Source organism: Streptomyces sp. NPDC001443 (genome assembly GCF_053597355.1).
This window is the reverse complement of sequence record NZ_JBSFIA010000058.1, coordinates 1-19,165: the sequence shown is the minus strand read 5'-3', so window position 1 is coordinate 19,165 and position 19,165 is coordinate 1. Positions and strand designations below refer to the sequence as shown.

At 72.4% G+C, this 19,165-nt stretch carries 18 protein-coding genes and 2 pseudogenes; 9 read left to right on the top strand and 11 right to left on the bottom strand.

All coding sequences use genetic code 11. From position 1 onward, the window contains the following. Window positions 1-28: 28 nt before the first annotated feature. Window positions 29-1,330: an alpha/beta fold hydrolase gene (locus ACWC24_RS38185; protein WP_450667514.1), complete on the top strand. Its 1,302-nt coding sequence runs from the start codon at window positions 29-31 to the stop codon at window positions 1,328-1,330. Window positions 1,331-1,567: 237 nt separating this feature from the next. Here ACWC24_RS38185 and tnpA read toward each other — a convergent pair. The 3 genes and pseudogenes from tnpA to ACWC24_RS38170 form a co-directional block, all read right to left on the bottom strand. After that, a pseudogene (gene tnpA / locus ACWC24_RS38180) lies at window positions 1,568-1,888 on the bottom strand (IS200/IS605 family transposase); the annotation flags it as partial. Between the two features lie 89 nt (window positions 1,889-1,977). Beyond that, window positions 1,978-2,394 carry a DUF6234 family protein gene (locus ACWC24_RS38175; RefSeq protein WP_450667513.1) on the bottom strand — a complete coding sequence of 139 codons (417 nt, stop codon included), beginning with the start codon at window positions 2,392-2,394 and terminating at the stop codon, window positions 1,978-1,980. A gap of 289 nt (window positions 2,395-2,683) precedes the next feature. Further along, window positions 2,684-4,084, bottom strand: a complete 1,401-nt coding sequence (locus ACWC24_RS38170; RefSeq protein WP_450667512.1) for a helix-turn-helix domain-containing protein — start codon at window positions 4,082-4,084, stop codon at window positions 2,684-2,686. Between the two features lie 185 nt (window positions 4,085-4,269). On the opposite strand from ACWC24_RS38170, the gene ACWC24_RS38165 reads away from it, so the two are divergent. The 3 genes from ACWC24_RS38165 to ACWC24_RS38155 all read left to right on the top strand — a co-directional run bounded on the left by ACWC24_RS38165 (window position 4,270) and on the right by ACWC24_RS38155 (window position 6,304). Continuing rightward, the gene (locus ACWC24_RS38165) at window positions 4,270-4,986 is read left to right on the top strand and encodes a DUF4232 domain-containing protein (protein WP_450667511.1); all 717 of its coding nucleotides are present in this window, start codon (window positions 4,270-4,272) and stop codon (window positions 4,984-4,986) included. Between the two features lie 60 nt (window positions 4,987-5,046). Beyond that, window positions 5,047-5,178 (top strand): hypothetical protein, encoded by a 132-nt coding sequence (locus ACWC24_RS38160; protein ID WP_450667510.1) that lies wholly within the window; start codon window positions 5,047-5,049, stop codon window positions 5,176-5,178. A 172-nt stretch (window positions 5,179-5,350) separates the two neighbouring features. Continuing rightward, window positions 5,351-6,304: an NADP-dependent oxidoreductase gene (locus ACWC24_RS38155; RefSeq protein WP_450667509.1), complete on the top strand. Its 954-nt coding sequence runs from the start codon at window positions 5,351-5,353 to the stop codon at window positions 6,302-6,304. Between the two features lie 106 nt (window positions 6,305-6,410). Here ACWC24_RS38155 and ACWC24_RS38150 read toward each other — a convergent pair whose 3' ends face one another. Beyond that, window positions 6,411-7,028, bottom strand: a complete 618-nt coding sequence (locus ACWC24_RS38150) for a hypothetical protein (protein WP_450667508.1) — start codon at window positions 7,026-7,028, stop codon at window positions 6,411-6,413. A 316-nt stretch (window positions 7,029-7,344) separates the two neighbouring features. Between ACWC24_RS38150 and ACWC24_RS38145 the strand changes: the two genes are divergently transcribed. Beyond that, window positions 7,345-8,550, top strand: coding sequence for a helix-turn-helix domain-containing protein (locus ACWC24_RS38145; RefSeq protein ID WP_450667507.1), 1,206 nt, complete (start codon window positions 7,345-7,347; stop codon window positions 8,548-8,550). Between the two features lie 79 nt (window positions 8,551-8,629). Here the strand turns inward: ACWC24_RS38145 and ACWC24_RS38140 are convergent, their stop codons facing one another. Beyond that, a complete protein-coding gene (locus ACWC24_RS38140; protein ID WP_450667506.1) occupies window positions 8,630-9,022 on the bottom strand; it encodes a hypothetical protein in 393 nt (130 codons plus the stop codon). Window positions 9,023-9,391: 369 nt separating this feature from the next. Here ACWC24_RS38140 and sigJ point away from each other — a divergent pair, with 369 nt between their 5' ends. After that, window positions 9,392-10,309, top strand: coding sequence for an RNA polymerase sigma factor SigJ (gene sigJ, locus ACWC24_RS38135; RefSeq protein WP_450667505.1), 918 nt, complete (start codon window positions 9,392-9,394; stop codon window positions 10,307-10,309). 90 nt (window positions 10,310-10,399) lie between these two features. Here sigJ and ACWC24_RS38130 read toward each other — a convergent pair whose 3' ends face one another. Together ACWC24_RS38130 and ACWC24_RS38125 are read right to left on the bottom strand one after the other, a co-directional pair. Then, window positions 10,400-10,582, bottom strand: a complete 183-nt coding sequence (locus ACWC24_RS38130) for a DUF5999 family protein (RefSeq protein ID WP_450667504.1) — start codon at window positions 10,580-10,582, stop codon at window positions 10,400-10,402. Window positions 10,583-10,724: 142 nt separating this feature from the next. Continuing rightward, window positions 10,725-12,299, bottom strand: coding sequence for a cytochrome P450 (locus ACWC24_RS38125; protein ID WP_450667503.1), 1,575 nt, complete (start codon window positions 12,297-12,299; stop codon window positions 10,725-10,727). A gap of 106 nt (window positions 12,300-12,405) precedes the next feature. On the opposite strand from ACWC24_RS38125, the gene ACWC24_RS38120 reads away from it, so the two are divergent. Both ACWC24_RS38120 and ACWC24_RS38115 read left to right on the top strand, forming a co-directional pair. Next, on the top strand, window positions 12,406-13,011 hold the full coding sequence (locus tag ACWC24_RS38120) for a TetR/AcrR family transcriptional regulator (protein WP_450667502.1): 606 nt from the start codon (window positions 12,406-12,408) through the stop codon (window positions 13,009-13,011). 159 nt (window positions 13,012-13,170) lie between these two features. Further along, window positions 13,171-13,896, top strand: coding sequence for a DUF2470 domain-containing protein (locus tag ACWC24_RS38115; protein ID WP_450667501.1), 726 nt, complete (start codon window positions 13,171-13,173; stop codon window positions 13,894-13,896). Here the strand turns inward: ACWC24_RS38115 and ACWC24_RS38110 are convergent. The 4 genes and pseudogenes from ACWC24_RS38110 to ACWC24_RS38095 form a co-directional block, all read right to left on the bottom strand. Continuing rightward, window positions 13,864-15,126, bottom strand: a complete 1,263-nt coding sequence (locus ACWC24_RS38110) for a lactonase family protein (RefSeq protein ID WP_450667500.1) — start codon at window positions 15,124-15,126, stop codon at window positions 13,864-13,866. The genes ACWC24_RS38115 and ACWC24_RS38110 overlap by 33 nt on opposite strands. 123 nt (window positions 15,127-15,249) lie before the next feature. After that, window positions 15,250-15,645, bottom strand: a pseudogene (locus ACWC24_RS38105) (hypothetical protein); the annotation flags it as partial. 35 nt (window positions 15,646-15,680) lie between these two features. Then, window positions 15,681-16,874: an FUSC family protein gene (locus ACWC24_RS38100; RefSeq protein ID WP_450667499.1), complete on the bottom strand. Its 1,194-nt coding sequence runs from the start codon at window positions 16,872-16,874 to the stop codon at window positions 15,681-15,683. A gap of 81 nt (window positions 16,875-16,955) precedes the next feature. Then, entirely contained in the window at window positions 16,956-17,450 is a 495-nt protein-coding gene (locus ACWC24_RS38095; RefSeq protein WP_152894916.1) for an FBP domain-containing protein, read from the bottom strand. A gap of 303 nt (window positions 17,451-17,753) precedes the next feature. Between ACWC24_RS38095 and ACWC24_RS38090 the strand changes: the two genes are divergently transcribed. Next, the gene (locus ACWC24_RS38090) at window positions 17,754-19,046 is read left to right on the top strand and encodes an ROK family protein (RefSeq protein WP_450667498.1); all 1,293 of its coding nucleotides are present in this window, start codon (window positions 17,754-17,756) and stop codon (window positions 19,044-19,046) included. Window positions 19,047-19,165 lie beyond the last annotated feature (119 nt).

Here is a 19,165-nt window from a genome sequence, read left to right as displayed (position 1 = left end):
GCCCAGTCCGTCCGTATGGGGAGCCCTGTTGACCGTCAGTTACCGCCAGCCCGGTGTCGTCCTCACCGACCGTCACTTCACCGTCCCCCTCGATCACGACGACCCGGCCGCAGAAACGATCCAGCTCTACGGTCGGGAAGTCGTCGCGAGCGACCGGGCACGTCAGGACCTGCCGTGGCTGGTCTACCTCCAGGGCGGCCCCGGCTTCGGCGCCAACCGGTTCGTCGGCCGGCAGGCCTGGCTCGGCCGCGCCCTGGAGGAGTACCGCGTCCTCCTCCTGGACCAGCGCGGCACCGGCCACTCCACGCCCGCCAACCGCCAGACGCTCCCGCTGCGCGGCGGCCCCGCCGAGCAGGCCGACTACCTCGCCCGCTTCCGCGCCGACTCCATCGTCCGGGACTGCGAGGCCATCCGCCCCCAGGTCACCGGCGGCGCCCCCTGGACCGTCCTCGGCCAGAGCTTCGGCGGCTTCTGCACGGTCACGTACCTGTCCAAGGCGCCCGAAGGCCTGGCGGCGGCCATGCTCACCGGCGGCCTGCCCTCCCTGCACGCCCACGCCGAGGACGTCTACCGGGCCGCCTACCCGCGCATCGAACGCAAGGTCGTCGCCCACTACGCCCGCTACCCGCAGGACGTCGAGCGCGCCCGCCGCATCGCCGACCACCTCCTCCACCACGAGGTGACCCTCCCCAACGGCTACCGGTTCACCGTCGAGGCCTTCCAGTCCCTCGGCATCCTCCTCGGCGGCGCCGAGGGCAGCCATCAGCTGCACTTCCTCCTCGAACGCGCCTTCGTGCGCACCCCGTCGGGCCTGGAGCTGTCCGACGCCTTCCAGGAAGAGGTACAGGGCCTGCTCTCGTACGCCGGGCACCCCCTGTACGCCCTCGTCCACGAGGCGATCTACGGCCAGGACGGCCGCCCCACCGCATGGTCGGCGGAACGCGTCCGTGCCGAGTTCCCGCAGTTCGACGCGGCGAAGACGCTCACCGGCGACGCACCCCTGCTGTTCACCGGCGAGTCCGTGCACCCCTGGATGTTCGACTGCGACCCGGCGCTGCGACCGCTGCGCGAGACCGCCGAACACCTCGCCGCCCGCACCGACTGGCAGCCCCTCTACGACCCGGCGCGCCTGGCCGCCAACGAGGTGCCGGTCGCGGCGGCCGTCTACCACGACGACATGTACGTCGACACGGCCCACTCCCTGGAGACCGCCCGCGCCGTCCGCGGCCTGCGCACCTGGGTCACGGACGAGTTCGAACACGACGGCGTACGAGCCGGCGGCCCCCGCGTCCTGGACCGCCTCCTGGCCCTGACCCGCGACGAGGTCTGAGCCGCTCGGCGCACCGACCGACTCGCGGGTGACGCCCGCCGACGGACCCACGGGCAGGCCGGACCGAGGTTCCCTCAGGTCCGGCCCTGCCCGCGGACCGGCGCCCCACTGCCTCTCGGATCCGTGCGATCGCCGGCCTTCGTGACGAACACCGAGCGGGCGATGGTGATGCTGCTCGAAGCTGAAGACGATCCCGGCGAGCATGCCGTGGAGCCGGGCGCCGTGGGATCGAGCGCGGGGTGCTCCCCCGCACGATGCGGAGAAATACGAGGGCGACCACAGGTGCCCGTGCATGATGGCGCGGTTGATTTGGCCGGTGAACTCCTGCCGTATCCGGCGGGCGGAGACGCTCTTGAGGCTGTTGACCAGCTTGGAGACGGCGGCCTTGGGCGGGTAGTGCACGAGGAGGTGGACGTGATCGCGTTCGCCGTTGAACTCCTTCAGCTCCGCTTCGAAGTCCTCGCAGACCTTGCGCATGTTCTCTTCGCAGCGTGTCAGCGTCTCGTCGTCGAACACCCCGCGCCGGTACTTCGTCGCGAAGACCAAGTGCACATGCATCGCCGAAACAACGTGCCTGCCACGTCTGTAGTCGTGCTGTGCATCCGATCAAGACCCGCCAGTGTCAACAACGCTCGTGATCGATACAACTAGCCACTGTCCTTGCAGCCAGCCGCTGACGGCGCGTCGTGGCACAACTGATCCTGGTGGGACTGGACCTGACCCCCACCCAAGAAAATCATGAAGACCAAGACGGCCATAACGGCTTGGGTGACAACCGTCACGACGGCGTCGACCCGTGCGGCTATCACGGCCGCCACGATGGCGAGAACTCCGACTCCACCGGCAGCGACCAGATACCCCCACAAGGGATCGGTCGCGACGCTCCCCTCCGGGTCGAGATCGAAACCGGACAGGAACCAGAGCCCGAAGATCACCGCCAGGGCGATCAGCTCCAGGAGCACGAGACCGCACCCGGCTGCGATGTCGGCACCACGGTCCACACGACGCTGCGGTCCGGAGCCGGTGGTGGCACCGAGGGCCTGAGGGTCAACGGGTAAGTCCATACTCGCCACCCTGCCCACGCGCGTAGGGCGGCGCATGAGCACGGATACTCAGTTCCGCACCGGATGGATCCCGTGATCCGCCGAGCGCCTTCCCGTCAACCCTGCGTCAGCCCTCTGGAGCGGTTGCCGTCAGCCACTGCCGTCAACGCAAGAGCCAGAGGCCCTGTGGATCTCTCCACAGGGCCTCTGGTCTGTTGTGCACCCGGCAGGATTCGAACCTGCAACCTTCTGATCCGTAGCTCTACGCGGATCGGCCGCTGACGGTTCAGGACGCCGATCGCGCGCCACGCTAGCTCTCCCGTTTGATCCACTCGCCGCCGCCCAGCGGGTAGTCGTAGCCCGGGCGGTGCGCGTCGGCACTGGTGCGGAACGGGGTGCCGTTGTCGTCGATGTGGACGGTGCCGCGGTGGCGGCCGCTGGACCAGTCCAGGGTGAGGTCCCAGCGGACGTCGTGTGCCTCGGTGTGGGCGGTGACGTAGAAGACCTCGGGGTCCGACTCGCTGACCTTGTACGGGAAGTCACGTTGGCCGTTCTTGACGGTGACCGCAGGACTGCCGGCGTCGAGGGCGACGTCGAACGACTCGGTGTCGACGCCGCCACCGCAGCCGACGCCCATTGCGTAGTCGTTCCAGGCGAGCGGCGTCCTCTTGGTGAGGACACGTACATGCAACGCCTCCAGTACGACGGTGTCCTTGCCAGTGCCCTGAACGGTGAGGGCGACCCGCTGTTCGCCCGAGGAGACCGCCCCGTACGCGGCGGCCCAGCGCGGGGCGGTCTCCTCGCTCGCCGGCGGACCGACCTGCGCCGGTTCGCTGTCGACGAGGAAGTGCTGGCTGCACGGGCTGTCGTAGACGTATGGGCGGGTGCCGACAGTGAGCGGGACGGCGTCGGTGGCGCTGCCGCCATTGGGGTGGGTCGCGCCCTGCTGCTTGCCGTCGCCCTTCCCGGATCCCCCGGACTCGGTGGCGGAGGGGGAGGGCGTTGCGGAGGGCTTGTGTCCCGTCGCGCTCGGGGACGGTGCGGCGGACGGCTTCCCGGCGTCGGCCGTGCCGGTGGCCGCGGCGGTGGCAGCACCGGCCGCCTGCCGGTGACCCGTGTCGTTCCGGTCGCCGAACAGCGGAGGCACGGTGAGCGCCACGGCTCCCAGCACGGCGGCCGTCGCGACGGAGGCGATCAGCACGGTACGGCCTCGACGGGGCCGATGCGGCCGCGCGAGCTCGCGCGGCGCACCGACGACAATCGGCTCACCGTTCTCGCCGCCGCTCCTTCCGCGCGATGCAGTTGAGCCGTTGTCGGCTGTTCCGGCCATTCCGGCTGTTTCGGCCGTTTCTGGCGCGGCCGCCGAACCGACGGCATCCGCCGAGCCGTCCGAGCCGTCCGAACCGGCGCCCTGAGCCGAACCCTTCGTCGCGACCTGATCCGGCCTGCGCCCTCGTGCCGCGTCCGCCAGGATCCAGTGCCGGTGCAGTTCCACCAGCTCCTGCGGCGTTGCCCGGCAGACCCTGGCGAGGCGCTCCACCGGTGCGTACTCGATCGGCACCGCGGTGCCGTTGCAGTAACGGTGCAGCGTCGACGTGCTCATGTGCAGCCGCTTGGCGAGCGCCCCGTAGCTGAGTCCCGAGCGGTCCTTGAGGCCCCGCAGCAGTCGTGCGAACGCCTCCGTCTCCCCGGCCCCTGTTGCCTCCGACACCCGTTCCCCCATCCCCCGTGTCCCAGCCCCGCGTTCCAGGGGTACTGCCTTCTCCCTGGTCGGAGCGCGTTCCAGTGTTCCAGTGTCCCCAACTGCCCGCTGTGCGTGGCGGTTGGGACGGATCACCTCACAAGCTTCAGTCATCCAATCACCATCCCCACCCGAACACCGAAGGGCTCAGCCACATGTCCAGCCTTCGCACTTCCCGCACCCGTCTGGCCGGCGCCGCCGCGACCGTCGCCCTCGCCGCGCTCTCCCTGACCGCGTGCAACGACGGAACAGGCGCTCGCACCGAGGGCGCCTCGACGGCCACCACCCCGACCGCGAGCTCTTCCTCCGGCGCTCCTTCCTCCGGTTCCGGCTCCAACTCCTCCTCGGATTCCTCCTCCTCGGACGGCAAGCCCGCCGCCGCCACCACCACCACGGCGCCCGCCCCGCACACCTCCGCGACGAAGGCGCCCGTCTCCTCCGGCAAGCCGGTCACCTGTGAGGGGTCCAACACCAAGACAGTCGCGGCTCCGCTGAGCCGTCCCGTGAACCACATGCTGCTCACGGTGACCAACACCGGTGGCAAGAGCTGCTACCTCTACGGCTACCCGGCCGTCCGCTTCGGCGAGGCCCAGGCCGTGCCTCCGGTCATCGAGGACTCGCAGCCGCAGGCAGTCGTCACGCTCGGACCGGGCGAGACCGGGTACGCCTCCGTGAGCCTCTCCGCCGGCGACGGCAGTGGCTCGAACGGCTACACCGCGAAGTCCCTGACGGTCTACTTCCACGGCCCCTCCGGCAACGAGAGCGTCGGCGCGGGCGCCCACCCGCCGCTGCCCGCGAAGGGCGTCTACGTCGACGGCTCGCTCAAGGTCACGTACTGGCAGCAGTCGATGGACGACGCCGTCACCTGGTGACGCCTGAACGCGCGCTCGAAGAACAGCAGCCCACAGACCCGAGCAGGAAGGCAACCCACCATGCGCACCACCCGCAGGATCTTCCGCTTCGTGACCGCGTACGTCGGTACGGCTTTCCGCGTGATCGTCCTGGGAGGCGCAGGCCACCTGGCAGAGGAGGCGGGAGTCCGCCGGCGTCGCCACACGCTGTGAACCCGCCGGCTGCGGGGGAGCGGAGCCGGGTTCGGACTGCCGTCGAACGGCGCCTCCGAAGGGGCAAAGATCCCTTGAACGGGCGATGAACGACAGCGGCCGTACCTGTGATGCTGGACGCGACGGCCTGGCCACCGGCACGGCACCGCCCATCATCAGGAGTGATCGCCTCATGGACACGATGCGCGCAGTCCGTGGGCACCGGCGCGGAGGCCCCGAACAACTGGTCTACGAGACCGCGCCGCGTCCCGAGCCCGGCTCCGGCGACGTTGTCGTCGCGGTACGCGCCGCCTCCATCACCACCGGAGAACTCGCCTGGGACGCCACCTGGACCGACAGCTTCGACGGATCCGGGCGGGACCGGACGCCCATCGTTCCCGCGCACGAGGTGTCCGGCGTCGTGGTCGAGCGGGGGGCCGGTGTCACGGCTCCCGCCGTGGGCGCCGAGGTGTACGGGCTCATCCCGTTCCTGCGTGACGGAGCCGCCGCCGAGTACGTCGCCGTACCGGCCGGGATTCTCGCGGACAAGCCGGACGGGCTGGACCACCAGCGCGCGGCGGCCGTCCCCCTGGCGGCGCTCACGGCATGGCAGGGACTGGTCGACCAGGCCCGCCTGGAGCCCGGCCGGCACGTGCTCGTCCACGGCGGCGCCGGAGGAGTCGGCGCGTTCGCCGTGCAGATCGCCGCCGCGCTGGGCGCCACGGTCACCGCGACCGCCTCGGCCCGCGACACCGAGTTCGTCGCGGGCCTCGGCGCCCGGAACGTCATCGACTACGCGGCCGGCCGGTTCGACGATCAGGTGGCCGACGTGGACGTCGTGTTCGACACGGTGGGCGGCGCCACCCAGACCCGCTCCTGGGCCGTTCTGCGGCCGGGCGGCGTCCTTGTCAGCATCGTCGCGCCCCCCGACCCCGGCGCGGCCGAGGACCCTGCCACACGCGGAGTGTTCTTCGTCGTCGAGCCGGACCGCGACGGACTCGACTCCATCAGCGAGCTGATCACGAGCGGACGGCTGAGTCCGCAGATCGACCGGATCGTTCCCCTCGCGCAGACCCGTGCCGCGTACGAGGCGCTCGAGCAGGAGCACCGGCGCGGCAAGGTCGTCATCCACGTCGCGGACGGATAGAACCGACGCTGCGGGAACTGGAACTCGGCCCCGGACCAGTCGAAGGGGCAGCCCGGTGCGGGGGCCCAACCCCCGCACCGGGCTGCCCGGTCCACCGCTCCCGCCCTCAGCCTGCCCAGCGGGGGCTGAGGGCGACGGTCTGGAGCCGGTCGAGGGTGAGCGGGGGCTCCGGCCTGGTGACGGGGCCGCTCTCGGCGGCGGCGTTGACTTCCTGGATCACGACCCGGCGGCCGTCGGGGTGGAGGGTGTCGACCAGCCAGACCACGGCGGAACCGCCCTTCTCGGATGCCCGCTTGGCGCGCATGACCAGGGTGCCGTCGGCCAGGGTCAGCGCCTGGCACTCGAGGTACTGGCCCTCGCAGTGCATGTGCCCGGCGACGACGTCGCCCATGTCGAGCTGGGCGTTCACGCCGATCAGGCTCTTGCCGCGGCCGTCGTCCCAGACCAGCTGGGCGTAGCCGTCCTGGTTGAACTCGTCGCTGATCTTCCCGCCCTTGGGGAGCAGGGACTTCAGCACCCTGGCCATCTGGTGGCCGGTCAGCACCGTCCCGTCCGAGCCGGCGAGCGTGGTGGACGCAGCGGAGTGGGCGGGCTTGCCGGTGACGGCCTGCGACCCGGCGGCGGAGGCCTGGGCTGTCGCGCCGAGTCCGAGGCCCAGGGCGAGGCCGGTGGCAAGGGCTGCGATACGACGGACGCGGCGGCGTCCGAGAGTGTTGCCGTGCATGTGTGTTCCTCGTTCCGGGTCGGTGTACGCCGTCGCACGGGACTGCCGGACGCGCCGTCGTGGGTGCGCTCGGGCATGGGTGTCCCCGGGGACGGGTGGGTGCTGTGGACGCCGCTGCGGTGAACCTGCCGACCGGTGGGGCCGTACCGCTGGCGACACCAAGAGCATCGTCGGCTGCGGCGGCGTATGGCAACCGCCGACGTCCCATCCGCAACAGTGGAACCGTCTCAGGGCTGTTGACGTGCAGAGACATGGGGGGCCTGAGATGCCGTTCCGGAATGGGACGGCCCTGTACGAGCGGAGGTGGGCACGGGTCGTGGCAGCAGCCGACGACGAGGTGACGGGGTTCGCGGAGCTGATGACGGTCCTGAGGGACCGTACGGATCGCAGCTATGCGGATCTCGCCCGGTGCCTGGGCATGAACGTCTCGACGCTGTACCGCTATTGCGCGGGGGACGCGGTGCCACGGGAGTTCGCCGTGGTGGAACGCTTCGCTGCGCTGTGTGGGGCCTCGGACCGGGAGCGCGTGGAGTTGCACCGGCGGTGGATCCTGGCCGGCGAGCGGCGCCGGCGGTCCCGCCCGGGCGTGCCGCGGGGCGTGACCGCTTCCCTCGCACGGTCTCTGCCGGACGAGTTGCCCGTGCTAGCCGCGCCGGCAGCGCCGGAGGTGACGCCCGGGAGGACCGGGGCGCGGCCTTCTCGTGTCCTGTGGCTGAGGCGCTCGGTCGTGGTGTGCGTGGTTCTGGGCGCCGTGTTCGGGCTGACCGCCGCGGGGCTGTCGGCGTTCTCGGCGATCCCCGCGTTCTCGGACCGGAGTTCGTCCGGCGGCGGGGCACTGCCGCGGCACCGTCCGTCGGCGTCGCCCACCGGAGCCACGGTAGGGCCGTCCGCCCCGGCCGCACCGTTCACCTGGACGGTGAACTCCCATATGTGGGAGGACGACTGCGGCCACGACTACATCATCGACAAGCCCCCGGGGCAGGTCCCGCCGCCACCGCTCGCCGAGGACGCCGAGGCGTGGGCGAACGCCCAGGACGCGGTGCACGGCCGGGAGACGATCGTGCAGGTGGCGGTGCAGGGGCGTACCTCCTCGGCCGTCGTACTGGAGGCCCTGCACGTGCGCGTCGTGCGCCGCGCCGCGCCGCCCGCCGGTGGGGTCTACGTCTACGACACGTCCCCGGGCTGCGGCGGAGGCATCACGCCCAGGTCGTTCGAGGTGAGCCTCGACGCGCACGATCCCGTCGCCCGGGCGATGCCCGGGAGCAGGGGGGACGTGACCGTGCCGGCGCGGCGGCTCCCGTACCGGGTCTCCGTGCAGGACCCGGAGGTGCTGCGGGTCACGGCAAAGACCGGGTCCTGCGCCTGTGAGTGGTACCTCGACCTCGACTGGTCCTCGCAGGGGCGCGTCGGCACGATACGGATCGACGACCGCGGCCGTCCCTTCCGCACCACCGCGATCACGGGCCTGCCGCGCTACGGGTACGCCGGTTCGCCCCGGCACTGGATGCCGGAACTTCCGTAGGACCGGCCCCTCGCCAAGGGCGTGACATCGGGGGCCGGGGACCGTGACGCGCCGTCGGAGTCGGCGCGTCAGGCGGACGTCACTTCGGCGTCGCGTCTGCGCAGCTCTCCGAGACTTCCACCACCTCGAAGACCACCGGGAACTTGGAGATCGGCTGGTTCGGGCCAGGCCGGGAACCGCAGATCTTCCACTCGGTGGGGTCGTCCACCGCACGGCCCTGTCCGCTCGCGTCCTTGAAGACCATGTCGAGTTCGGAGCTCATCTGCTCGAATGCCCGCCCGGCGTTGCCGCCGATGACATCGGGCATGACGGCGGCAATGGGCTCGGGTTCTGCCGGACGACGCGTCCCGGCGGCCACCGAGCTGTTCGTGGAGCTCGCCGGGGCGTCCGGCGCGGACGATGCTTCGCAGGCAGTGAGCGACGCCAGGAGAGCGGCGGCGAGGACGGGCCTCAGATACTTGGCGACGGGCATGTCATGTTCCCCCGGTGTGACGGCAGTTCCGAACCGAATTCGATGCGCGTGGTCAATTCCGCCACCGGCCCGTCGCAAACCAGAACACCGCCAGCCCCAGGGCGATCCAGAACGCGCACTGTCCTACCGCATAGCCCCATTGGTACGCCGTCATCTGTCGGCCCCTCCCCGTCTGCAGGGGGTGACCCTACCGTGGCGGCGCGACACCACTTCGGCGGGTGCCGCCATCGACGTGCGGCACAGAGGAGTTCCCTAACCGACGCCGCAGTCGGCTCTTGTCGTCGAGGGGGTGGCGCAGGGCGTCGGGTAGCGTCTTCACGGCGCGTCGGCCGTGGTGTTCGAGCCGTTGGGGCAATGGGGGGACATGCAGTGAGCGACACGGAACTGCTCGCACAGCGTTTCGAGGAGCACCGGGGGCATCTGAAGGCGGTCGCCTACCGGATGCTCGGCTCGCTCGCCGAGGCCGAGGACGCGGTCCAGGAGACCTGGCTGAAGCTCGCCCGGACCGAGACGGAGGAGATTCGCAACCTCGGGGGCTGGCTGACCACCGTGATCGGGCGGGTGTGCCTGGACCTGCTGCGGTCGCGGGCCGCGCGTCGTGAGCAACTGACGGACACCGGCGGCACCTTCGACGCCCTCGACACCTTCGTTCCCGACCCCGTGGTCGGTCCGGCGACCCGGATCGACCCGGAGGCGGAGGTGCTCCAGGCCGACTCGGTGGGCCTCGCGCTCCTCGTCGTGCTGGAGACCCTGGAGCCCGCCGAGCGGCTCGCGTTCGTCCTGCACGACATGTTCGCGGTGCCCTTCGACGACATCGCGCGGATCGTCGACCGCAGTCCGGCCGCGACCCGGCAGCTGGCCAGCCGGGCCCGGCGCCGGGTGAAGGACGTCGCGCCGCCTGCCGAGCCCGACCGCGGACGCCAGCGCGAGGTGCTGGAGGCCTTCCTCGCCGCCTCCCGGGCCGGTGACCTGGAGGGGCTGGTCGCCGTCCTGCATCCGGACGTGGTGCTGCGGGTCGACTCGGGTGCGCTGGTGCGTGGCGCGGCCGCGTCCAAGGTGGTGCGCGGGGCCCGGCGGGTGGCCGAACAGGCGGCGATGTTCTCCCGGTTCGCGGACGCCACCCGGCTGGTGTCGGTCAACGGCTCGCTGGGGCTCGCCGCCGTGCCCGACGGGCAGCCGCAGTCGGTCGCCGCCGTGACCGTCGTCGACGGCCTGATCACCGGCATGTACATCCTGGCCGACCCGGAACGCCTCGCCGACCTCGGCCTCGACACCCTGGCGGACTGAACGACCTGGCGGACTGAACGACCTGGCGGACTGGACGACGGCCCGGACGCCCGAGCTGGCCGCGGCGGGCCCGAGGGCCGGCCGGGCGGCTCAGCCGGCGACCGCGAGCGGGCCGACGACCCGCCCGTCGGGCAGCAGTTCACCGGTGTCGTCGAAGACGATCGTGCCGTTGCACAGCAGGCTCCAGCCCTGCTCGGGATGGGCCGACACGGTCACGGCGGAGTGGTGGTGCGTGCTGTCCGCGCTGGGACAGGGGGGTTGGTGGCTGCACATGACGTCTCTCCTCGATCCGCGGGCTCCTGCCTCGGTCGGCTCCTCCCCCCTTGGTAGCCGACGTTGTTTTCCGTTGGATGAGGAGTCCCCCACAGGACCGGAAACACCGCGGTGAGATTTCGACGGCGGCCCGACGCCGGGCTCAGCCGTCCGCCCGGTGGGCGGGGGCGCGGTGTTCGAGGTGCAGCCGCAGACCTTCCGGCATCAGCGTGAGCCGCTCGGTCACCCGCAGCCGGTAGTCGGGGTCGGGCCGCAGGTCGTAGCGGCGCAGCAGCAGGCCGAGCACCAGCGTGGCCTCGTGCAGCGCGAACTGGCGGCCGATGCAGGCCCGGGCGCCGGTCCCGAACGGCTTGAAGGTGTGCGGGGCGCGGGCCCGTACCGCTTGGGCGTCGAAGCGGTCCGGGTCGAAGCGCTCGGCGTCCGGCCCCCACACCTCGGGGTCGCGGTGCAGCATCGGCGTGAGCACCAGCGCCCACGCGCCCCGCCGCATCGGATGCGTGCCGCCCAGTACGGTGTCCTGCCGGGCCTCCCGGGCGAAGGCGGGCGCCGTCGGCCACAGCCGCAGCGACTCGTCCAGCACCCGGCGCACATAGCGCAGCCGGGCCACCTGCTCGTACCCCGGCACGGCGGCGTCGCCCCACACACGGTCCACCTCGGCGCGGGCGCGGTCCGCGATCTCGGGGTGCCGGGAGAGGTAGTGCAGGGCGAAGGAGAGCGCGCCCGAGGTCGTCTCGTGGCCCGCGACCAGGAACGTGACGACCTGGCGGCGTACGTTCTGCGCGGACAGCCGCTCCCCGGTCTCCGGGTGCGCGGTGCGCAGCATCCGGTCGAGCAGATCGCCGCCGCCGTCGCTGTCGCCGCCGTCGGTGTGCGCCGCGCGCCGGGCCCGTACGAGGTCGTCGACCGTGCGGTTGAGGTAGGCGATGTCGGCGGCGTTGCGCCGGGACGCCCGGCGCAGCAGCAGCGGGGTCAGCGGCGCGGGCACGGTGTTGAGCCGCTGGGCATGGCTGAGCGTGCCCACCATGGCGGTGACGAAGGGATGCGGCCGGGAGCGTTCGAAGGAGTCGAAGTCGTGCCCGAAGCCGGTGCGCGCGATGGTCTCCAGGGTCAGCCGGGTCATGTCGCCGGGCACGTCCACCGACCGGCCCGACGCCAGCGCGCGGTCCCAGTGGTCGGTGAGCCGGGCGGCCACGTCCAGCATCATCGGGTGGTAGGCCGCCATGGCGTCCCGGCTGAAGCCCGGGGCCAGCACGTCGTGCGCCAGCTGCCAGTTGGGTTCGTGGTTGTACGCGGTGAACAGCGCGTCCCCGACGACCGGCCGCAGGTTGGCGATGCCCAGCCCGACGTGCTTGGCGAAGCGGGACTCGTCCGCCAGGTCGGCCGCGAGCCCGGCCCCCCACACGAAGACGAACTCGTGGCCGAACACCCGGCGCCGGAAGACGGGCCCCAGCTCCCGGGCGAACCGCATCGAGTCCTGCACGGGGGTGCGCCGGCTCGCGCCGACGAGGTCGCCGAGCAGGGGCAGCCGGTGCGGTGGATGAGGGATGCGGTCCAGCTCGGGCCAGCCCTGCTCGGCGCTGCGGAACCCTCGCGGCAGCGCGCCGTCGGGAGGCGCGGGCGTGCCCACCGGTTCCGCCCCCGCCGCCCTTGCCACCCGCGGCGGTCCCGCCGTCCCTGCCGGGCCCGCTGCTTTCGCCGTCTCCGCCGTCTCCGCCATGACGTGATCTCCCTCGATCAGCGGCGCGTCGCTCGTGTTGTACGTGGGTTCAATAACGGTTCCAGTCTGGTCCCGCCGCTGAACCGACGTCAAGTAAAGTGCGGCCATGGCCGCGAACCAGGGGCAGCGCGCACGTCGTCGGCTCAGTACCGAGGAGCGCAGGGAGCAGCTTCTGTCGGTCGGCGCGCGGCTGTTCTCGGAGAGTCCGTACGACGACGTGTGGATCGAGCAGGTCGCGGAGATCGCGGGGGTGTCCCGGGGGCTGCTCTACCACTACTTCCCGACCAAGCGGGACTTCTTCGCGGCGGTCGTGGAGCGCGAGAGCGAGCGGATGCTGCGGATGACCGCCGCCGTGCCCGGCGTCCCGGTGCGCGAGCAGCTCACCGCGGGCCTCGACGCGTATCTGGAGTACGTCCACTCCCACGCTCACGGGTACCGCGCCTTCCACCGCGCGGACGCGGCCGGCGACCAGGCCGTGCGCAGGGTCTATCAGCGCGCCCTGGCCGCCCAGGAACGCCAGATCCTGGCGGCCCTCGCCGCCGACCCGGAGTTCGGCCCGGTCTTCGAGGAGCGTCCCGACGTACGGCTCGCGGTGCGCGGCTGGCTCGCGTTCACCACCGCCGTCTGCCTGGAGTGGCTGCGGGGGGAGGGCGTGTCGCGGGAGCAGGTGCGGGAGCTGTGCGCGCGGGCGCTCCTGGGGGTCATCTCGTAGGGATCCCGGATCTCGTTGACCGGCCCCGTGACCGGCCCCCGTGACCGGACCTCGTGATCGAAGCTCGCACCGGAGTCCGCGACCGGACACGTGCCGCGTGGTTGGCGTGCACCCCGATCTTCGATAGGTTAGGCAAGGCTTACCTAAGGAGGCTTCGGGATGGGTGACAGCCAGACCTGGACGGCCGCGCCTTCCGCGGCGGAGCGGGCACGTTCGGTGCTCGCCGCCGCGTGGTCGTGCGCGGTGACCGCGGACGGCGGACGCGAGGAGTACGTCGGCGCGCACGCCGTGGACACCGACGGCCGGGTGCTCCTGCACGTGCCCGACGAGAGCGCCCTGCGCACGGCCGCGATCTGCGCGCCCCGCGGCGAGCCGTCCGCCGTCCTGGAGTTCGCCGACGTCGCGCCCGTCCCCGTGCGCAACCGCATCCGCGGCCGGCTCTGGCTGGCCGGCTGGTTCCAGCCCGTGGACGGCCACCTCCTCTTCCGGGCCACGCGCGTGGTGCTGCGGCAGCAGTCCGGGGCCACGGTCGTCGGCCTCGACGAGTTCGCCGCCGCCGAGCCCGACCCGCTCGCCCTGGCCGAGGCCCATCTGCTGACCCACCTCGCCGACGCCCACCCCGACGCGGTCGAACGGCTCACCCGGCTGGTCCGGCCGGACAGCCTGCACGGCGCCGTACGCGTCCAGCCGCTCGCCGTCGACCGGCACGGACTGACCCTGCGCATCGAACGGGCCCGCACCCACGGCGAGGTGCGGCTGCCCTTCCACGCGCCCGCCGACGACGTCGCCCAGCTCACCGAGCGCATGCACGTCCTGCTCGCCCAGGCGAGTGCCGCCGCCTGCCCGCGTTCCCTACAGTGGCAGCGCACAGACCGCGAGGGGTGAGGCGAACGGGTCGCCCGCGAGCCGCAGCCCGCCGCGTTCCGCGTCCACGTGGAAGACGCTGACCGTGCCGGAACGCTGGTTCGCCGCGAACAGCAGCCCGCCGTCCGGCGAGAACGCGATCTGGCGCGGGAAGTCGCCCGCCACCGGCACCGTGCCGAGCATCCGCAGCCGCGCGCCGTCCGCCTCCACCGCGTACCGCGCGATGCTGTTGTGGCCCCGGTTGGCGAGGAACGCGTAGGAACCGTTCGCCGTGATCAGGAACTGCGCGGGGTAGTTGGTGCCCTTGCCGCTCCCGGTGGACTGCGGATCGCCGACGGCCAGCCGGCCGGTGGCCGGGTCGTAGCGGCAGACGGCCACCGTGTCGTCGACCTCGTTGGCCAGGTAGGCGTACCGGCCGCCGGGGTGGAAGGCCAGCTGGCGCGGTCCCGCGCCCGGCCGGGTGTGCGCCCGCGCGACCTCGGCGAGCGTGCCGGCCCGGTCGTCCAGCCGGTACGTGTAGACCGTGTCGGTACCGAGGTCGACGGCGAGGACGTGACGGCCGTCCGGGGCGGTGACGACCTGGTGCGCGTGCGGGCCGTGCTGGCCGGGGCCGGGGGCGGGGGAGGAGTGCGTCACCCGGTCCGTGCGCTCGCCCGGCGCCCCGGACGCCCCGATCGGGTGCACGCTCACGCTGCCGGAGCCGTAGTCGGCGGTGAGCAGCCAGCGTCCGCCCGGGTGGACCGACAGATGACAGGGCGACGCGCCGCCGGTGGCACGGCTGCCCAGTACGCGGCCGTCGGACAGCCGTACGGCGGTCACCGTGCCCTGTTCGCGCTCGTTCACCGCGTACAGCGTCCGGCCGTCCGGGTGCGCCGTGAGGTACGACGGGTCGGCGACGCCGGTGAGGACGCCCGAGCCGGTGGCGGTGATCAGGCCGGTCGCGGTGTCGTAGGAGGCGAGCCCGATGCCCTTGCCGCCGTCCTCGGGAGAGGTGTAGGTGCCGACGTAGAGGGGGCGCGGGCCGGTGGAGTCCGAGGATCCGCCCGACGCGTCCGGGTCCGGCCGCCGGGTCCCGGACCCGGACCCGGACCCGGTGCCGGCCGTCCCGGCTCCCGCCGTCGCGGGCGCCCGCGAGGCCTCCGACGAGGACCCGCAGGCGGCCAGGGCCGTCGCCGCGGCCGCTCCGCCGAGCGCGCCGACGAAACGGCGCCTGCTCCAGCCGTCGCGCGACGCTTCTGCCCCACTGCCCATCTGTGCACCTCAGGTCGTCGGTGGTCCCGGTCGTCCCCGCCACCCTGACGCGCGGCGCCCCCGAAGCGCAAAACGACCGATGGGTGTTGCGCAGGGTGCGACACCCACCGGGGTCCGGGCCCGCTACCAGTCGCCGTCCTGCACCGGCTCGCCCGGCGCGTCCTTCGGCGGCTGCACCTGATGGGGCGACGGCTGCTGCCAGGGTTCGTGATCGTCATCGAGTCGGTCGCCGACCGGTCGTACGTCCTCGAGGGGGTCCGTGGGGGCGGGGTCCTCGGCCTCCTCGTCGTAGTAGTCGTACCGGGGCAGGCCGGCCCGGGTGCAGGCGGCGCGGTCCACGGGCGGCGGCGGCTCCTCGCCGGTGACACGACGCCACTCCGGCGGGGTCACCAGGTGCACGAAGACCCGCCCGGCCGGCTCGGCCGACCGGTCGTCGACCGGCCGGGCGTCCCGGTGGACCTCCTGGCGCATCGAGCCGCCGACACCGAGTCCCATGGCGGCCGCGGCGCGGGGCTCCGGCAGGCCGCGGAGCCCTGCCGGGCTGCCCGACCGGGCTAAGCGCGCAGCCGGGCCACCCACGACAGTCGTGCGTGCTGTCGCCGTGCGCAGCGGTCCAGCTCCTCCATCAGCCGGCGCGAGCGGTGCTCGGTGTCCAGCTCGTCGATGATGCGGGTCGCCTCGGTCAGCACCGCACCGAACAGCTGCCACTGCCGGGCGTCGCGCTGGATCTCCTCCAGCAGCAGCCGGGACAGCTTGTCCCGGGTGGTCGCCGCCTGCCGCAGCGCGGCGGCGAGCCGCTCCTCGGCCGACTCGGCGTTGACGCTCACGTGGCTGGTGACCAGGACCGCGAAACTGACCACGGCGTCGGCGACCTCGGACAGCAACTGCTCCACGACCTCCCCCGTCCCGGGCGGGAACAGGGGCTCCGACTCACGCTCCTTGGCGAGGTCGGTCAGCGTGCGGGTGATCACCCGCAGTACGACCGTGCAGATCTCCAGGGTGTCCAGCCCGGTGCGCAGCACGATGCGGTGCAACAGGCCCTCCTGCACCCGCGGATTGAGCCGCAGACTGTCCTCGGCCTGCCGCAGGTCGGCGTCCACCTGGGCGATGTCGTGGTCGAGCCTGCGTGCCTCGTGCAGCCGGGCCGTCGCGTTCTCCACGGGCGTGTGCCCGGCGGCCTCGTCGCCGACCCGCAGCATCAGCTGACGCACCCGGCGCGCCAGTTCCACGATCGACTCGCCCGCCTCGTCCACCCACACCGGTGGGGCGAGCAGCAGATTGCAGCCGAGCCCGACGACCGCGCCGATCAGCGTCTCCAGGACCCGCGCCCACGCCGTGTTGCCGACCGCGGTGACACCGAGCACCAGCATGGCGCTGATCGCCACCTCGGGCACGAACTCGTCGACCCGCACCAGATGCCCCACGGCCAGCGACGCCACGATGACCAGCGCGAGGCTCCACCAGGTCAGCCCCACCAGCAGGCTGAAGGCGATGGCGACCAGGACACCGGCCACCACGGAGTTCACCCGGCGGATCCCGGTGGTGAGCGTGGAGTACAGGGTGACCTGGACGACCAGCAGCGCGGTCAGCGGGGCCGTCAGGGGCGCGGGCTCCGGACTGAGGTGCAGGGCGATGACGTAGGCGATCGTCGCCGCGGCGGTCGACCGGAACGCCTGGACGACGACGGGGTCCCGGTGGCGCCTCACCAGCCGACGTAGGGACTCTTTCCACTCATGTGCAACTTGCATCTCTTGGCCTGTTCCCCGTCCCAGGACCACTCGAACGTTCCGATGGAGGGGGGCCGGGCCGTCTGCCGGGTGTGCGCGGGCTCAGACGTCCAGCTTGTCGAGGAACGCGGACAGGTTGCCCGTCGTACGGGCGATCTGCTCCTCCTCCGTCAGGCTCTCCTCGAACCGGGAACCGGAGTCGAGCGACTTCTTGCCGCGGACGTAGAGGGAACACGCGAGGTCGGTGCACATGTACAGGCCGACCGAGTTCCCCTCGCGGCCCGCGGCCCCCGCCTTGCGCGCGGTCATCAGCGAGACGCCGCCGCCACGGTGGGTCGTCAGGCAGAGCGAGCACATGCTGCGGTGCAGGATGCCGCGCTGCGAGGACGGGAACCGCAGGGTCACCCCGACGAGCCGTCCCGCCCGCTCGGTGACCAGGTAGCTGCGGTCCGGCGCGCCCGGATCCCGCCAGCCCAGGAAGTCGAGGTCGGCCCAGGGGCGCCGGTCGAGATCCCGGGGTACGGACAACCGCTTGGCTTCGCCCTTCGAACAGTTGACGAAGGACTCGCGGATCTCCGGCTCGGTGAGCGATCTCATGGGGGTGGCCTCCTGGTACGGCGGTCAAGGCGGGTTCGGCGGGTACGGCGTCGCGTTCCGGTGGTGCCGACGGTCCCGGACGCCCGTAAACCTAGGGGTACTAGGTTTCTGCCAAGGGTAAGCAGTGTCCCGGGGGGACGCCAACGGATTTCCAGGGCGAGAAGGTGTGGCGTCGCTTAGCTCGTTACATGAATTAAGGGTCATAAGAAGTGCGCCCGGAGAGCTTGCGGCGGTATGTTGCAGGTCGGGCAGGGTGCCGGATCCGTTCCGACGGGTTCCGGGCAGGGTTCGGGAGGGAACCACATGGCGGGGCGGAACGGGCGCACGGTGCGCGACCTCAGGCGGGCCAACCGCACGGTCGTGCTGCAACGGCTTTACTTCGACGGCCCGTTGAGCCGTTTCGAGCTGGGCCCGGTGACCGGCCTGAGCTCCGGCTCGGTCAGCAACGTCGTCTCCGACCTGGTCGCGGACGGCCTGCTGGAGGAGGCCGGCAGCGTCGACTCCGACGGCGGCCGCCCCCGTACCCTGCTGCGCGTCGCGCCCGGCAGCGGCCACATGATCGGCGTCGACGTCGGCGAGACCCGGGTACGCATCGAGCTGTTCGACCTGACCCTCACCGAGCTCGCCCGCGCGGAACGCCCCCTGGAGCACCAGCGGTACGAGGTCGAGGTGATCGTCGGGCACATCCGCGACGGCATCGCCGAGGTGCTCGCCACCGCGGGCATCCCCGCCGAGCGGCTGCTCGGCGTCGGCATAGGCGTGCCCGGCATCGTCGAGCACACCGCCGACCGCGGGGCCGTCGTGCACGGGCAGACCATCGGCTGGACCGCGGTCCCGCTGGAGGCGCTGCTGCGCGCCGGGACCGAGCTCCCCGACAGCGTGCCGTACTTCATCGACAACGGCGCCAAGACCCTCGGCCAGGCCGAGATGTGGTTCGGCGGCGGACGCGGGGCGCACAACGCCGTCGTCGTCCTCTTCGGCTCCGGCGTCGGGGCCTGCCTCGTCACCGCCGACGTGGAACACGGCCGGGCCGTGGAGTGGGGCCATCTGACCGTACGGGTCAGAGGGCGCCGCTGCCGCTGCGGCGCGCTCGGCTGCCTGGAGGCGTACGCGGGCGCCGAGTCGCTGCTCCAGCGGTGGAGCGAGGCGGGCGGACAGCCGCCGCAGGGCGCCGACGAGGAGACGGCGCTGACCGCGATGCTGGCCGCCGCCTACCCCGTCGACGGCGACGGCACGGCCGACCCGGTCGCCCTCGCCGTGCTGGAGGAGACCGCCGAGTACCTGGGCGCGGGCCTGTCCGACCTGATCAACCTCTTCCAGCCCGAACGCATCCTCATCGGCGGCTGGGCCGGTCTCCAGCTCGGCGCCCGCTTCCTGCCCTCCGTCCGCCGGCACGCGACCGCGTACGCCCTGCGCCATCCCGCCGAGAAGGTCACCGTCGAGCTCGGCCGGCTCGGGCCCGACGCGGTCACCGTCGGCGCGGCGATCCTGCCGCTCGCCGACTTCTTCTCCCGCGGCGGCCGCCGTCCGGAACCCGAACCGGAGGGACCGGCCCCGGCCTGGCGCACGGCCCTTCAGGAGCGCGCCCCGCACTGACGGCCCGCGCGCTCGGAGCTCTTGGAGCTCCGGACAGAAGTGGGGCCCGGCGGGCGGCGCCCGGCACGCACCCTCGCCGCGTTGCCGAAAGGCCCTGGTAGCTCCGCTACAAGGACCTT

Excerpts from the sequence above, each read along its gene's own strand:
- ACWC24_RS38130 (WP_450667504.1), bottom strand. The coding sequence starts at position 10,582 with ATGTGCAGCCACCAACCCCCCTGTCCCAGCGCGGACAGCACGCACCAC.
- ACWC24_RS38175 (WP_450667513.1), bottom strand. The coding sequence starts at position 2,394 with ATGGACTTACCCGTTGACCCTCAGGCCCTCGGTGCCACCACCGGCTCC.
- ACWC24_RS38090 (WP_450667498.1), top strand. The coding sequence starts at position 17,754 with ATGGCGGGGCGGAACGGGCGCACGGTGCGCGACCTCAGGCGGGCCAAC.
- ACWC24_RS38160 (WP_450667510.1), top strand. The coding sequence starts at position 5,047 with ATGCGCACCACCCGCAGGATCTTCCGCTTCGTGACCGCGTACGTCGGT.
- ACWC24_RS38140 (WP_450667506.1), bottom strand. The coding sequence starts at position 9,022 with ATGCCCGTCGCCAAGTATCTGAGGCCCGTCCTCGCCGCCGCTCTCCTG.
- ACWC24_RS38155 (WP_450667509.1), top strand. The coding sequence starts at position 5,351 with ATGGACACGATGCGCGCAGTCCGTGGGCACCGGCGCGGAGGCCCCGAA.
- ACWC24_RS38100 (WP_450667499.1), bottom strand. The coding sequence starts at position 16,874 with ATGCAAGTTGCACATGAGTGGAAAGAGTCCCTACGTCGGCTGGTGAGG.
- ACWC24_RS38110 (WP_450667500.1), bottom strand. The coding sequence starts at position 15,126 with ATGGGCAGTGGGGCAGAAGCGTCGCGCGACGGCTGGAGCAGGCGCCGT.
- ACWC24_RS38115 (WP_450667501.1), top strand. The coding sequence starts at position 13,171 with ATGGGTGACAGCCAGACCTGGACGGCCGCGCCTTCCGCGGCGGAGCGG.
- ACWC24_RS38120 (WP_450667502.1), top strand. The coding sequence starts at position 12,406 with ATGGCCGCGAACCAGGGGCAGCGCGCACGTCGTCGGCTCAGTACCGAG.
- ACWC24_RS38125 (WP_450667503.1), bottom strand. The coding sequence starts at position 12,299 with ATGGCGGAGACGGCGGAGACGGCGAAAGCAGCGGGCCCGGCAGGGACG.
- ACWC24_RS38095 (WP_152894916.1), bottom strand. The coding sequence starts at position 17,450 with ATGAGATCGCTCACCGAGCCGGAGATCCGCGAGTCCTTCGTCAACTGT.
- ACWC24_RS38165 (WP_450667511.1), top strand. The coding sequence starts at position 4,270 with ATGTCCAGCCTTCGCACTTCCCGCACCCGTCTGGCCGGCGCCGCCGCG.
- ACWC24_RS38150 (WP_450667508.1), bottom strand. The coding sequence starts at position 7,028 with ATGCACGGCAACACTCTCGGACGCCGCCGCGTCCGTCGTATCGCAGCC.